We start from the raw sequence: 14,725 nt of genomic DNA on the forward strand, positions 1-14,725 counted from the left end.
GCGCGACACAAGCGAAGAGGGAAGCAAATGAATCTGATCGAGATGATGGCGACGACGCCGGAGCTGGCCCCCCTGTGGCCGAAGCTCACGACGGGCCGCCATTTAGTGACCGGCCTGAATGGGTCGGCCAAGACGTTGCTGCTGGCCACCGTGTTACGGCACACCGGCCGGCAACTGCTAGTCGTCGAAGACAACCGGTATCACGCAGAAGAGCTGGTCGCTGACCTGACCAGCCTGCTGGGTGATGCGTTCGTGTGGGCATTTCCGGTCGAAGACGTGCTGGCCGCCGAGGTCGCCGTCAGCTCGCCGGATACGATGAATGAGCGGATCAACACCTTGACCTGGCTTGGCCAGGGGCAGCCGGGGATCGTGGTCACCAGCCTGGCCGGACTCAAGCGATTGCTAGTCCCGCCGGCGACATGGCAGGCGGCCAGCCTGCACCTCGACATGACCAGTACGGTCGATCCGCAGGCGCTGGCGCAGACGCTGACGGCGATGGGCTACAAGCGCGACAGCCTGGTCGGGACGCCTGGGCAATTCGCGATCCGCGGGGGGATCATCGATATCTATCCGCTGAATCAAGACGATCCGGTGCGCATCGAGCTGTTCGATACGGCCGTCGACTCGCTGCGGACCTTCGATATGGCGACGCAGCGGAGCATCAAGGCGGTGGATGCGCTGGAGATCGTCCCGGCCACCGACCTGATCGCCGATCGGCAGACCTTGACCCAGGCTGGGAGCCGCCTGCACACGCTGGGGCTGGCGGCCAAGGCCAAGGCGACAGACAAAGCAGCTAAACAGGCGGTGACAGATGGCCTACTGACGGTCGCAGATCAGCTCAGTGCGGGTGAGCGGCCGGAGCAGCTGGCGTTATACATGCCGGCGTTGTACCCCGATGCGGTGGGGTTGAGCGACTACCTCGCCCCGGACGCGCTCGTCGTGTACGACGACTACACCAAGTTACAGGACACTGACGTCACGCTGCTAGAGGAGACGGTCAACTGGTTCGCGGGGCTGACAGAAGGCGGTAAACTTGCCGGCAGTCAGCCGAACCCGACCCTGCAGGTGCTCGACCGCACCGACAAGCGTGCGCACCTTTACCTCAGCCTGTTTCAAAAAGGGATGGGGAATCTGCGGCTGAGCAGTGTGACCAACCTGACCAGTCGCAACGTGCAACAGTTCTTCAGCCAGATGCCCCTGCTCAAGACAGAAGTTGACCGCTGGCGCAAGCAGAAGCAGACGGTCGTCTTTTTGATCCAAGAACCGGCACGACTGGTTAAGCTGAGTGAGACCCTGCGGGAGTTTGAGATCGACAGTGTCGTGAGCGACCCGGATGCGCTGTTAGCGGGCCAGGTGCAATTGGTGGCTGGCGGCCTGCAGAACGGCTTCGAACTGCCAAGCCTGCACCTAGTAGTGGTGACGGAGCACGAACTGTTCAACACCAAAGTCCACCGCCGTGCACGGCACCAGACGCTGGCGAACGCGGAGCGGTTGCGCAGCTACACGGAGCTGGCCCCGGGTGATTATGTCGTGCACGTCAACCATGGGATCGGGCAGTATGTCGGGCTCGAAACGCTAGAAGTTGACGGGGTGCACCAAGACTACATCACGATCATCTACCAGAAGGGTGACAAGCTCTTCATTCCCGTCAGTCAGCTGCACCTGGTTCAAAAGTACGTGGCGGCAGACGGTAAGGCGCCGCGGATCAATAAGCTCGGCGGCAGCGAGTGGCAGAAGACCAAGAAGCGGGTGGCGGCCAAGATCGAAGACATCGCCGATGACCTGATCGCGCTTTACGCGGCGCGCGAGGCGGAGCCAGGGTTTGCCTTCGGACCTGATGACGATCTGCAGCGGCAGTTCGAAGCCGAGTTCCCGTATCCGGAGACGGCTGACCAGCTACGCTCGGTCCAGGAGATCAAGCGCGATATGGAGCGCCCGCGGCCGATGGACCGCCTGCTGGTCGGCGACGTCGGCTTTGGGAAGACTGAAGTGGCGCTGCGCGCAGCGTTCAAGGCGGTCGAAAACGGGAAGCAGGTCGCCTTGCTGGTGCCGACGACCATTTTGGCGCAGCAGCACTACGACACGATGGTCGATCGCTTCGCGGATTTTCCCGTCGAAGTGGGGATGCTGTCACGCTTCCGCACCCCAGCGCAGACCAAGGTCACGCTGGCCGGATTGCGGGACGGGCGTGTGGATATCGTGGTCGGGACGCACCGCTTGCTGTCCAAGGACGTGCAGTACAAAGACTTGGGACTGCTGATCGTCGATGAGGAGCAACGCTTCGGGGTCAAGCACAAGGAGAAGCTTAAGCAGTTGCGCGAGAATGTCGATGTGCTGACACTGACGGCCACGCCAATCCCCCGGACGTTGAATATGTCTATGTTGGGGGTGCGCGACCTCAGTGTGATCGAGACGCCGCCGACCAACCGTTACCCGATCCAGACCTTCGTGATGGAGCAAAACGCCGGCACCATCCGCACTGCGATCGAGCGAGAGATGGCGCGCGGTGGGCAAGTCTTTTATCTGCATAACCGCGTGCACGATATCGAACGCACGGTCGCGGAGCTGGAGGCACTGGTCCCTGGCGCGACGATTGCTTACGCGCACGGTCAGATGACCGAGACGCAACTGGAGAACGTGGTCTATGATTTTTTGCATGGCGCCTACGATGTGCTGGTCACGACGACCATCATCGAGACCGGCGTCGATATGCCGAATGTCAACACGTTGATCATCGAGGACGCCGATCATTACGGCCTGTCGCAGCTTTACCAGTTGCGTGGCCGGATCGGCCGCTCCAGCCGCGTCGCTTACGCCTATTTCATGTACAAGGTCAACTCGGTGCTGAGCGAGGAAGCGGAGAAGCGCTTGGACGCGATCCGCACCTTCACGGAGTTAGGGGCAGGCTTCAAGATCGCGATGCGCGACCTGTCGATCCGTGGCGCAGGGAATCTGCTGGGCAGTCAGCAGCATGGCTTCATCGACGCGGTCGGCTACGACCTGTACACCCAGATGCTCCAAGACGCGGTGGCGGCCAAGCAGGGCAAGGCCAAGCCGGTCAAGGCCGACACGGAGATCGCGCTGGACTTGGAAGCCTATCTGCCGGATACTTACGTCAGCGATCCGCGCCAGAAGATCGAGCTGTACAAGCGGCTACGTGAAAGCACCAGTGAGGCCCAAGAAGTCGAGATCGAAGACGACTTGATCGATCGCTTCGGTGACTTCCCGCAGCCCGTCACCAACCTGCTGGCGGTCACACGACTCAAGCGCTTCACCGACGCGGCGCAGATCGAGCGGATCAGCCAAGCCGATGATCAGCTCGTCGTGACGATGGGCCAGGCGGCTAGCGGCAAACTGGGCGGAGACGCGGTGTTTGAAGCACTGGATCACACGACGCTCAAGGCGCGCGTGGCCAGCGTCAAGGACCGGTTGCAGGTGACATTCGCGTTGCCTAAGGGGACGGCGCCAGCCGCTTGGCTTGCCCAGCTGACGGCCTTCGCGCAAGCGTTGGGCCCGAAGAAGGCGGCTTAACGCCGACGACACTGTGAGGTGAGACGATGCAGAACACGGAGATGAAGACCCTGATGAAGGGGGCCTGGATCCTGAGCCTCGCTGGGCTGATCGCCAAGGTCCTCAGCGCGGTCTACCGCGTTCCGTTCCAGAATCTGGTCGGTGATACCGGGTTTTATGTGTACCAACAGGTCTATCCGCTGTACGGGATCGGGATGACCTTCGCCTTGTCCGGGTTCCCGGTCTTCATCTCGAAGCTGATCGCCGAGGCCCGGGAGCCTGAGACTCAAGCTGAGATCACACACCGCGCGTTGGTGATGATGACGTGGCTGGGCGGCGGGATGTTCGCGATCCTTGAGGTCGGGGCACCGGTGATTGCGCGGCTGATGGCCGATGCGGCGCTCGCGCCACTGATCCGCAGCGTGGGGCTGATGTTCTTGACCATGCCAGTGCTGGCGACGGCGCGCGGGTACTTCCAGGGGACTTTCGATATGACCAAAACGGCGATCAGCCAGGTGGTCGAGCAGATTGTGCGCGTGGGTGTGATTCTCGTCGCAGCCTGGTTGGCGGTCCAGCGTGGATGGGATCCGTATCACATGGGCACTTGGGCGATGAGCGGCGCCTTTTTCGGGGGCCTGGCTGCCGTCGCCACGGTCTGGTGGGCCTACGCCAAAGTGTTCCGCGGCAAACACTTCGCCTTTGCCGGCTTCTCGACGTACCTGAACCTGTTCCGGCGGTTCCTGAACGAAGGTGGCTCGATCGCACTGTTTGCGACGATGCTGATCATGTTGCAGCTGGTGGACAGTTTCACTGTCACCAGGGGCTTGGCGGCCCAGGGTGTTGCCCCGGCCGCGGCCAAGGCGCTCAAGGGCGTGTACGACCGAGGCCAACCTCTGGTGCAGCTGGGGCTGGTGGTCGCGACGTCGCTGTCGACCACGCTGTTGCCGAGCCTGACACGCTCTGTGGCTAAAGGCCAGATGCACAGCTTCTTGACCACTGCGCGCCAACTGATCCGCTTCAACCTCTCGCTGTCGCTGGCGGCGACTAGTGGGTTGATCGCGCTGATGCCGGCGATCAATTGGTTGCTGTTCGGCGATACTGCCGATTCGACCACGTTGCGCATCTACGCGCTGAGTATTGTACTCGTCGCGCTGATCAACGCCTACAATGCGATCCTGCAAAGTCTCAACCAATTCCGCGCGACGACCTATGCGTTGTTCGTTGGGTTTGCGCTCAAGTTGCTGGCCAACCAGCCACTGGTGATGCTGTACGGGACCGCGGGGGCTGCTTGGGCGACGGTGTTGAGCCTGACGGTGATCCTCGTGCTCTTGTACCTGCAACTTCCAGAAGCGATCCGCCAGCCGGATCCGCGCCAGTTTGGCTTGCGGCTACTGCTAGTGATCACGGGGATGAGCTTGCCAGTGCACGCACTGGCCACCCACATGGCCCTGACTAGCCGCACGGACGTGCTCAAGCTGGTCGGGGCGGGCGTCGGCATGGGGGTCGCACTGTACATCGTACTTGCGGCCGTCGTGCAACTCTACACGGTGCGCGAGGTGCTTTCGATCCCGCTTGGCCGACGATTTATGAAACGATGGCTTCGACTGACGACAAAGAAAGGACATTGACACATGCGTTTAGACAAATACTTGAAGGTCTCCCGTATCATCAAGCGGCGGACGGTCGCCAAGGAGATCGCGGATAAGGGCCGCATCACGATCAACGATAAGCTCGCGAAGTCGAGCAGCGACGTGGCGATCGGTGACGTGCTGGTGATCGCATTTGGCAACAAGACCCTGACGGTCAAAGTGACCGACTTGGTCGAGACCACCAAAAAAGAACTGGCCGGCGACCTGTACACGGTCGTGAGCGAAACCTACAAGGAAAATTACTGATTTGTGGGTGCGCGGAAAACGGATTCTTTGCTATACTGGGGTTAACTAACGATGCAAGGTGGGATCCGGAATGCCACAACCTAAAATTCAACCGCTGCACCCCGAGCAGCCCCAGTCCGCGCAACCGATGCCGGCTACCGGTGCGCCGCGGCGCCACCGCGTGCATCGCCGGCGCCTGGTGACACTGTTGGCCACCTTTTTGGTAATCTGTGGCTTTGGTGGCTACCAGCTATTCTCGACGCGTCAGGCGATCACCACTCAGACGGCGGCAGTCGACAGCGCCAAGGCCGGCCTTGCGAAGGTCAAGGCCAAGAAGTCGGACTTGAAGGTGCAGATCGACCAGCTCAAAAACGAGGAATACCTCGCCAAACTGGTGCGTGAGCGGTACATGATGTCCAAGCCGGGTGAGACGGTCTTTTCGCTGCCGGATCTGCCGACGACCCGCTGAACCTAGCAGGCGGCATGCTTGCGCGTCGGCCGGTGCATGGTATACTAGGAGTCACAATTCACTAGGAGGACAACTTTTTATATGGCAGTTGAAGTTGGCGCAAAGGTTTCCGGCAAGGTCACCGGAATCACGAATTTTGGCGCCTTTGTTGATCTGGGAGACGGTCAGACCGGATTGGTCCACATCAGCGAGGTCTCGGACGCATTCGTCAAGGACATCCACGATGTGCTGACCGTGGGCGATCCCGTCACCGTGAAGGTCATGTCGATCAAAGACGGTAAGATCGGGTTGTCGATCCGTAAGGCGGTCGATAAGCCGGCGGGCGAGCATCACGAACACCGCGAACCGCACCCAAGCAACGGCGGTGGGCAACACTTTAGCGCCAATCGGGCGCCGAAGCCGCGGCGGGAATTTGCTACCGGCCCGAAGTCGTTCGGCAAGTCGCAGGCCCCAAAGGATGACTTTGACAGCTTGATGTCCGGGTTCTTGAAGGACAGCGAAGACCGGCTGAGCAGCCTCCGTCGCAATACAGAGGGCAAGCGTGGCGGCCGTGGTGGCCGTCGCAGCTAATGAACGAACCCCCAAACAGGGCCGTGACGATGTCACGGCCCTGTTTGGTCATCCAAAGCAGATGAGCACCGAGGGCGTCATCTAACCGTGCGCGCATTGGCTTGTGGCGCGACTGGGGATCGGTGACGTGGAGTGAGAATCGGACTTTAGGCGGACGCCGGGGGTCAGTCCCCTATGCTATGGTGAATGACATCCTGTCATACTGGGACGGGATGAGCCTGTCGCGCCTGCACGTGCACAGAAAGGAGACTGCGATGTTAGACGGTGAGACGCTGATGGCACCGTTCCAGCTTGAGGCTGGGACTTCGGTCGTGCTGGCAGTATCCGGTGGGGTGGATTCGATGGTGTTGCTCCATCTGCTCGCGCCGATGCATCCGCGCCGCTTACAGCTGACGGTCGCCCAGTTCGACCACCAGTTGCGGCCGAGTAGTGCGGCCGAGCAGCAGCTAGTCGTCGCACAGGCCCGGGCGCTGGGGGTGCCGGTAGTCACCGGGACTTGGCCGCGGTCGGCTCATCCAGTCAGTGGACTGGAAGCGGCCGCGCGGGCAGCGCGCTACGCATTTTTGACCGCAACAGCGGCGGCGGTGCACGCGCCGGTGATCGCCTTGGCGCATCACGCCGACGATCAGCTGGAGACGTTGCTGTTTCGCCTGGCGCGCAGTGGCAGTGTGCGTGCGATGCAGGGGATCCGCCCAACGCGCCCGGCCGGCGCCGTGACGTTGATCCGGCCGCTGTTGCAGGTGAGCAAAGCTACGCTACGGGCTTATGCAGACGCTCACCGTTTAGCCGTGGCGGAAGACGAGAGCAATGATGACCTGGCTTTCAGTCGCAACCGTCTGCGCCATACCGTCGTGCCAGCGCTCAAGCGGGAGAACCCGCAGGTGCTGGCGCACACGACACGCCTGACGACTGAGTTGACGGGGCTGATCGCATTGGCCGACCAGCGCGGCGCGCAGCTACTGCAAGATGCGCTGGTGCGTCCTGGGGTGCTCGATTGGACAACGCTGATGCGCCAGCCGGAACCAGTGCAAGCCGCGCTTTTGGCGCAGCAACTGGCGAACTGGCAGGTCTTCTTACCGCCGGCGACGCAAGCGGCTTGCTTGCACGCCTTGCAGGTGGGCAGCGGCCGCCGGGCGTTCGGACCGTCGCTGGTGACGGTGACACACCGGCTCGAGCTCCGGCCCACGGAGGCGGTCGCAGGACCGACTCAGCCTCCGCAACCGCTGGTGCTGGGCCAATGGGTGACGCTACCAGCTGGACGCGTCGGACTGTTCGATGCGGTACCAGCAGACGTCGATGAATGGGCGCTGGTCCCGGCTGGCCCCATTGTGATCCGGCAACGCCAGGTCGGCGACCGATTACGGTTGCCGAACGGGCATCACCAACTGCTCCGGCGCTTTTTGATCAACGCCAAAGTGCCGGTGGCACAGCGTGCGCAACGCTTGGTCGCCGCCTACGAAGACACGGTCGTGTGGGTGCAGGGAAAAGAGCGACCCGAATTGTTTCAGTTCCCCCGAACTGATATAATTCAAGCTGTACTGGCATTTCAAACCACTAATCAAGGGGACGACACAAGACTATGAATGACGATATTCTCAGAGTGCTGTATTCCAAGGCTGACATTGATGCCATCACCCAGCGCCTGGCCGCTGAGATCAAGCGGGATTACGCGGGTAAGCGGCCGCTGGTCATCTGCATCCTCAAAGGGGCGATCATGTTCATGACCGACCTGGTGCGGGCAGTCGACGACTACTTGGAGATTGACTTCATGGATGTCTCCAGCTACGGCGACGCCACGGAGTCCAGCGGTGAGGTCAAGATCATCAAGGACCTTGACACCAGTGTTGCCGGGCGTGATGTGCTGATCGTCGAGGATATCGTGGACACGGGTCGGACCCTGAGTTACTTGATGAAACTGTTCGAGACGCGCGAGGCTAACTCCGTCAAGATCTGCACGCTGATGGATAAGCCGGAACGGCGCGTCAAGGACGTGACGGCGGATTATGTGGGCACCACGGTCCCCAACGAATTCGTCGTCGGCTACGGCCTCGATTATGCAGAGCGCTATCGCAATCTGCCGTACATCGGCGTGCTGAAGCCGGAAGTGTACACTCACGCCTAGGTGCGCGGGTGGACCGGGCACGCTTAAGCGCGTGTCATATTGGATGTCATATGTTGCTGGAGGTTATGCATGAAACAAAAACAAAATGGGTTCTTCGGGGGCACATTCGGCTTTGTCGTGCTGTTCGTCGTCCTGGTCGCCCTGTTCGGTTACTACCTGCGGGGGACCGGCGGCAGCCAGACGCAAGAGCTGCAGTCGAGCCAGTTCGTGACCCAGCTGAAAGACAATAAGATCAAATCCTTTGAGATCCAGCCCTCTGGCGGTGTATATAAGGTCAGTGGGGAGTACCGTAAGGCTCAGAAGGTGACGGGCCAAAGCAACACGGTCTCCCTACTCGGTGGCAGTACGACGGCCACTACGAAGCACTTCACGGCGTATGTGACGCCGAACGACTCGACGTTGGCTGCGATCGATAAGGCCGCGGCGGCGAATTCCGTCAAGACCAACACCCTGACGGAGTCGCAGTCCGGTACTTGGTTGAGCATTGCGATCACCGTCGTGCCAATGATCCTGATCCTGGTCTTCTTCTACATGATGATGAACCAGGCCGGTCAAGGCGGCGGGGGCAATGGCCGGGTGATGAGCTTCGGCAAGTCCAAGGCCAAACAGGCGGACAAGAAGGCCAATAAGGTCCGCTTCTCCGATGTCGCTGGGGAGGAAGAGGAGAAACAAGAACTCGTCGAAGTCGTCGAATTCTTGAAGGATCCCCGTAAATTCTCCGGCCTCGGTGCCCGCATCCCGTCTGGCGTCTTGCTCGAGGGCCCTCCTGGGACGGGTAAGACGCTGCTGGCCAAAGCGGTGGCTGGAGAAGCTGGCGTCCCGTTCTTCTCGATCTCTGGGTCAGACTTCGTCGAGATGTTCGTCGGGGTCGGGGCTAGTCGTGTCCGTGACCTGTTCGAACAGGCCAAGAAGAACGCGCCTGCGATCATCTTCATCGATGAGATCGATGCCGTCGGTCGCCAGCGTGGCGCCGGCATGGGCGGCGGTCACGACGAGCGTGAACAGACCCTGAACCAGTTGCTGGTCGAGATGGACGGGTTCACCGGGAACGAAGGGGTCATCGTGATGGCGGCGACGAACCGGTCCGATGTCCTCGATCCAGCGTTGCTGCGGCCAGGCCGTTTCGATCGGAAGATCTTGGTCGGCCGGCCTGACGTGAAGGGGCGCGAAGCGATCCTGCGCGTGCACGCGAAGAACAAGCCGTTTTCGGATGATGTCGACCTCAAGGAGATCGCCCGCACCACGCCTGGGTTCGTCGGGGCAGACCTCGAGAACTTGCTGAACGAAGCGGCGCTGGTCGCCGCGCGTCGGAGCAAGAAGGCAATCGACGCCAGCGACATCGATGAGGCCGAAGATCGGGTCATGGCCGGGCCTGCCAAGAAGGACCGCGTCATGAGCGAGAAGGACCGCACGATGGTCGCTTACCATGAGGCCGGGCACGCCTTGATCGGGCTGGTCCTGTCTGACTCGCGCGTCGTGCGCAAAGTCACCATCATCCCTCGCGGTCGTGCAGGCGGTTACGCGATCACCCTGCCTAAGGAAGATCAGTTCATGCTGACCAAAAAGGACATGATGGAGCAGATCGCCGGGCTGATGGGTGGCCGCACCGCTGAGGAGATCGTCTTCGGCGTTGAAGCCACCGGGGCGTCCAACGACTTCGAACAGGCGACGAACATGGCCCGTGCGATGATCACCCAGTACGGGATGAGCGAGCGTATCGGGACCGTGACCCTAGAGTCCAACGGTCAGCCGTTCGTCGGCGCCAGCTACGGTCAGATGCCCGCATACTCGCAGGAGACTGCCGCTGCCATCGATGATGAGATCAAGCGCATTATCGACGAAGGACACAAGTCCGCCTACGAGATCATTCAGAGCCACCGCGAGCAGCATAAGGCGATCGCCGAAGCGCTGCTGAAGTACGAGACGTTGAACGAAAAGGAAATCCTTGCCATTTTCACGACTGGTCAGATGCCAGAGAAGAAGCAGGATGAGTTCCCGAGCGAAAAGGCCGCGTCTTTCGAAGAAGCGAAGAAGGCGCTGGAGCAAAAAGACGCAGAAAAGCAGGCCGAGGAAGGCGAAAGCACCAACACGCCAGACCCAGACCAGCCGGAAGTGCCGGATGTCGAACCGGCCCCGACCGATGATGCGTCCAGCCAAGAGCAGGCGCCCGACGACCATTCGGATGATGCGGATTGAGCGTCAGGTCACGCCTCAAAAACGAGCCAATGGCTCGTTTTTTTGTGCCCGACGTGGGCACTCGTGCACTTGTTCATTTGGCCTCACTGGCAGATTCTGGTATGATATTGGCGTTTAGCACGATACGAAGGAGCGGATCTGGATGGCAGATAAAATGATCACGGCGGTCTCAACTGACGGCGGGTTTCGGGTCTTTGCGGTCGATGCGACGGCGACGGTCAGTGCCGCGCAGCAGCGACACGACACGTGGAGCGCGGCCAGTGCGGCACTTGGCCGGACGCTGATCGCGACCAGCCTGCTGGCAGCAGCGGGCTTGAAGAATGAGGCTGACTTGTTGACGGTGCGCTTGCAAGGCAATGGGCCAGTCGGGGCGATCGTCGCGGATGGCACGGCGCACGGGACGGTCCGTGGCTACGTTCAGCACCCGCATGTCACCCTGCCGCTGAATCCAGTGGGTAAGATCGATGTCGCCCGCGCGGTCGGCGACCAAGGGATCCTGGCGGTGACCAAGGACCTCGGCCTCGGTGAACCGTTCACGGGTCAGGTGCCGCTGGTGTCCGGTGAGCTCGGTGAGGATTTTACCTATTATCTGGCTAAGTCCGAGCAGATCCCGGCGGCCGTGGGGCTGTCTGTGTTCGTCAACGCGGACAACTCGATCCAAGTGGCCGGTGGCTTCATGATCCAAGCACTGCCTGGGGCGAGTGACACTGCGTTGCGCCAGGTCGAGACCACCGTGCGCACCCTGCCGCTCGTGTCTGAGATGCTTAGGAGCGGCCTGACGCCGGCGCAGATCGCGCAACGTGCGGTCGGTCAGTTGCCACTCAAGGTGGTCGCTGACGTTCCGTTGGCGTTCGCATGTCCCTGTAGTAAGGCGCATTTTGCCGAGATCATCGCGACGCTGGCGCCCCAAGATATCCGTGAGATGATCACCCAAGACCACGGCGCCACGGTTACCTGCAAATTCTGCGGGGCCCGGTACGCGTATTCTGAACCAGAATTGCAAGACTTATTGAGAAAGGCGGAGGACCATGACTAATCCACTTGAATGGCAGATCGGCAACGTGACGATCCCGAACCGGGTCGTCGTTGCCCCGATGGCCGGTATCACCAACGCGGCGTTCCGTGTGACAGCTAAGGAGTTCGGGGCCGGACTGGTCGTCTGTGAGATGATCTCTGATCGCGGTATCATGTATCACAACCAGAAGACCCTGAGCATGCTGTTCGTTGATCCGCGTGAGCACCCGATCTCTATCCAGATCTTTGGGGGCACTAAGGAGACGCTGGTCAATGCGGCTAAGTTCATCGATCAGAACACTGAAGCGGACATTATCGACATCAACATGGGCTGTCCGGTGCCTAAGGTGACGAAGACCGATGCCGGGTCCCACTGGCTTCTGGACCCGAACAAGGTCTACGAGATGGTGGCCGCGGTCGTCGATGCCGTGCATAAGCCAGTGACGGTCAAGATGCGGACTGGTTGGGATGATGACCACATCTATGCCGTCGAGAACGCCTTGGCCGCCGAGCGTGCCGGGGCCAGCGCCTTGGCGATGCACGGACGGACGCGCAAGCAACTGTATTCGGGCCACGCCGACTGGCACATCCTTAAGGAAGTCAAACAGCAGCTCCACATCCCGTTCATGGGCAACGGGGACGTGCGGACGCCGGAAGACGCCCAGCGGATGTTGGATGAAGTCGGGGCCGATGCGGTGATGATCGGCCGCGCGGCGCTGGGGAACCCGTGGATCCTGCAGTCGGTGGAGACTTACCTGCGCACCGGTGAGCTGGTGCCGGAGCCGAGTCCGCGTGAAAAAATCGCGACGGCAGAGCTTCAGCTGCACCGCTTGGTCGACCTCAAGGGGGAGCAACTGGCGGTGCGCGAGTTCCGCTCCCAGGCGGCCTACTACCTGAAGGGGATCCCGCGCGCAGCACGCACCAAGAACGCGGCCATGGCCGTGGAGACCGAACAAGAAGTCTGCGATATTTTTGATGCCTTCGTCGAGGAGACGGAAGCGCAAGCGCAAGCGGCGGCCAAAGCTGCTAGTGGGCGATAACACGGTTGCTTTTTGCCGCTAATATTGGCAGAATACCCGTGAAGACAAAACGGAGGAAAACATGGCTAAGGAACAACAAAGTGAATTGAACGATCAGATGATCGCCCGCCGTCAGAAGATGGATGCTCTGCGCGAGGCGGGGATCGATCCATTCGGGACGCGCTTCGACCGCACGCACCTGGCGGCTCAGTTGCACGCCAGTTACGACAAGGAAGACAAAGATGAACTGCTCGACACCACGCCTGAGGTGACGATCGCGGGGCGCATGATGTCCAAGCGTGGCAAGGGCAAGGTCGGCTTCGCGGACCTGCGCGACCGCTCGGGCCGCATTCAGATCTATGTGCGCAAGGACATGGTCGGCGAGGAGAACTACCAGATCTTCAAGAAGGCTGACCTGGGGGACTTCATCGGTGTCCAAGGGGACGTGATGAAGACCGATGCCGGTGAGCTGACCGTGCGCGCGACGCATCTGACCCACCTGAGCAAGGCGCTGCGGCCACTGCCGGACAAGTACCACGGCCTGACCAACGTAGAGCAGATCTACCGGCAACGTTATCTTGATCTGATCGCGAACGAAGACAGTTTTGAGCGCTTCGTTCGGCGCAGCAAGATCATTAGCGCGGTGCGCGAGTATTTGGATGGCAACGGCTTTCTTGAAGTCGAGACCCCGGTCTTGCACAACCAGGCCGGCGGTGCCTCGGCCCGCCCGTTCATCACGCACCACAACGCGCTGAACATCGACCTCTACCTGCGCATCGCCCTTGAACTTCACCTCAAGCGGTTGATCGTCGGGGGGATGGAGCGGGTCTACGAGATCGGGCGCGTGTTCCGCAACGAAGGGATCGACACGAAGCATAACCCGGAGTTTACCGAGCTCGAGACCTATGCGGCATACTGGGATCTGACCGATGTGATGGACGAGACGGAAGGGATTTTCCGCTTCGCCGCCAACAAAGTCCTGGGTACGGGTAAGATCACGTATCAGGGCCAGGCGATCGACCTTGAGGCGCCGTTTGCCCGCGTGCACATGGTCGACGCGATCAAGGCCAAGACCGGGATCGACTTCTGGCAGCCGATGACCGTTGAACAGGCGCGCGCGCTGGCCGACGAGAAGGGTGTGCACTACGAGGCGTACTGGACCGTGGGGCACATCATCAACGCCTTCTTCGAGGAGTTTGTTGAAGACACCCTGACCCAGCCGACCTTTGTGTATGGTCACCCGATCGAAGTCTCACCGCTGGCCAAAAAGAGTGTGGCTGATCCGCGGTTCGTGGACCGCTTCGAGCTGTTTATCAATGGCGGCGAGTACGCCAACGCCTTCACCGAACTGAATGATCCGATCGATCAGCGCCAGCGCTTCGAGGCACAGGCCGCCGAGAAGACCGCTGGTAACGATGAAGCACAGGGGATCGATGACGATTACGTTGAAGCCCTTGAATATGGGATGCCACCGACAGGGGGGCTGGGGATCGGGATCGACCGATTAGTCATGTTGCTGACTGACGCAGCGTCGATCCGAGACGTCCTGTTGTTCCCGACCCTTCGACCATGACTGATTGCCAAAACGCGTCGCATTGCGGCGCGTTTTTTGTGGTTAAAACGCGAAAGTTAGGGCACAGCCTAAGAGTCAAAATCGTGTAAAACCAAACATTGATGACGTCGCCAAAAATGGCGGTTCGGGTTTGTGAAAAAGTCTCGAAATTGGTTGACGCGCAAGGGCCCGGCTGATAAGATAAAAGGCGTCGTTGAGGCAACGAGCCGGGTCGCGACGGTCAAGGAAATTAAGTTTCCGGTTGACACTGATCGGCCTGCGTGGTATGATTTCTGAGTTGTCTTATGGACAAGGTAGTCCTTTGAAAACTGAACAAAGTTTCGTTATGTGATAGGGCTTTTCGATCTTGAATCGAAGAGAATTAAACATTGCGAAGTC

At 60.4% G+C, this 14,725-nt stretch carries 11 protein-coding genes; all 11 read left to right on the forward strand.

The window, feature by feature from the left end; translation table 11 throughout:
* Positions 1-27 precede the first annotated feature (27 nt).
* The 11 genes from mfd to lysS all read left to right on the forward strand — a co-directional run bounded on the left by mfd (position 28) and on the right by lysS (position 14,347).
* The gene (gene mfd / locus HII33_RS12320; RefSeq protein WP_179396117.1) at positions 28-3,531 is read left to right on the forward strand and encodes a transcription-repair coupling factor; all 3,504 of its coding nucleotides are present in this window, start codon (positions 28-30) and stop codon (positions 3,529-3,531) included.
* Positions 3,532-3,557: 26 nt separating this feature from the next.
* Positions 3,558-5,138 (forward strand): putative polysaccharide biosynthesis protein, encoded by a 1,581-nt coding sequence (locus tag HII33_RS12325; RefSeq protein WP_179396118.1) that lies wholly within the window; start codon positions 3,558-3,560, stop codon positions 5,136-5,138.
* 3 nt (positions 5,139-5,141) lie between these two features.
* The gene (locus HII33_RS12330; RefSeq protein ID WP_179396119.1) at positions 5,142-5,405 is read left to right on the forward strand and encodes an RNA-binding S4 domain-containing protein; all 264 of its coding nucleotides are present in this window, start codon (positions 5,142-5,144) and stop codon (positions 5,403-5,405) included.
* A gap of 70 nt (positions 5,406-5,475) precedes the next feature.
* Entirely contained in the window at positions 5,476-5,853 is a 378-nt protein-coding gene (locus HII33_RS12335) for an FtsB family cell division protein (RefSeq protein WP_179396120.1), read from the forward strand.
* Positions 5,854-5,934: 81 nt separating this feature from the next.
* Positions 5,935-6,423: a S1 domain-containing RNA-binding protein gene (locus HII33_RS12340; protein ID WP_179396121.1), complete on the forward strand. Its 489-nt coding sequence runs from the start codon at positions 5,935-5,937 to the stop codon at positions 6,421-6,423.
* 254 nt (positions 6,424-6,677) lie between these two features.
* The gene (tilS, locus tag HII33_RS12345) at positions 6,678-8,006 is read left to right on the forward strand and encodes a tRNA lysidine(34) synthetase TilS (RefSeq protein ID WP_179396122.1); all 1,329 of its coding nucleotides are present in this window, start codon (positions 6,678-6,680) and stop codon (positions 8,004-8,006) included.
* Positions 8,003-8,545, forward strand: coding sequence for a hypoxanthine phosphoribosyltransferase (gene hpt, locus HII33_RS12350; protein ID WP_179396123.1), 543 nt, complete (start codon positions 8,003-8,005; stop codon positions 8,543-8,545). Before tilS ends, hpt begins: the two co-directional genes overlap by 4 nt.
* A gap of 69 nt (positions 8,546-8,614) precedes the next feature.
* Positions 8,615-10,741: an ATP-dependent zinc metalloprotease FtsH gene (ftsH, locus tag HII33_RS12355; RefSeq protein ID WP_179396124.1), complete on the forward strand. Its 2,127-nt coding sequence runs from the start codon at positions 8,615-8,617 to the stop codon at positions 10,739-10,741.
* Positions 10,742-10,883: 142 nt separating this feature from the next.
* Positions 10,884-11,777: an Hsp33 family molecular chaperone HslO gene (hslO, locus tag HII33_RS12360; protein ID WP_179396125.1), complete on the forward strand. Its 894-nt coding sequence runs from the start codon at positions 10,884-10,886 to the stop codon at positions 11,775-11,777.
* On the forward strand, positions 11,770-12,795 hold the full coding sequence (gene dusB / locus HII33_RS12365; RefSeq protein WP_179396126.1) for a tRNA dihydrouridine synthase DusB: 1,026 nt from the start codon (positions 11,770-11,772) through the stop codon (positions 12,793-12,795). The genes hslO and dusB overlap by 8 nt, the downstream gene beginning before the upstream one ends.
* Positions 12,796-12,856: 61 nt before the next feature.
* Entirely contained in the window at positions 12,857-14,347 is a 1,491-nt protein-coding gene (gene lysS / locus HII33_RS12370; protein ID WP_179396127.1) for a lysine--tRNA ligase, read from the forward strand.
* The last annotated feature ends 378 nt before the right edge of the window (positions 14,348-14,725 follow it).

It is taken from the genome of Lacticaseibacillus absianus (genome assembly GCF_013407595.1).
GTDB lineage: Bacteria > Bacillota > Bacilli > Lactobacillales > Lactobacillaceae > Lacticaseibacillus > Lacticaseibacillus absianus.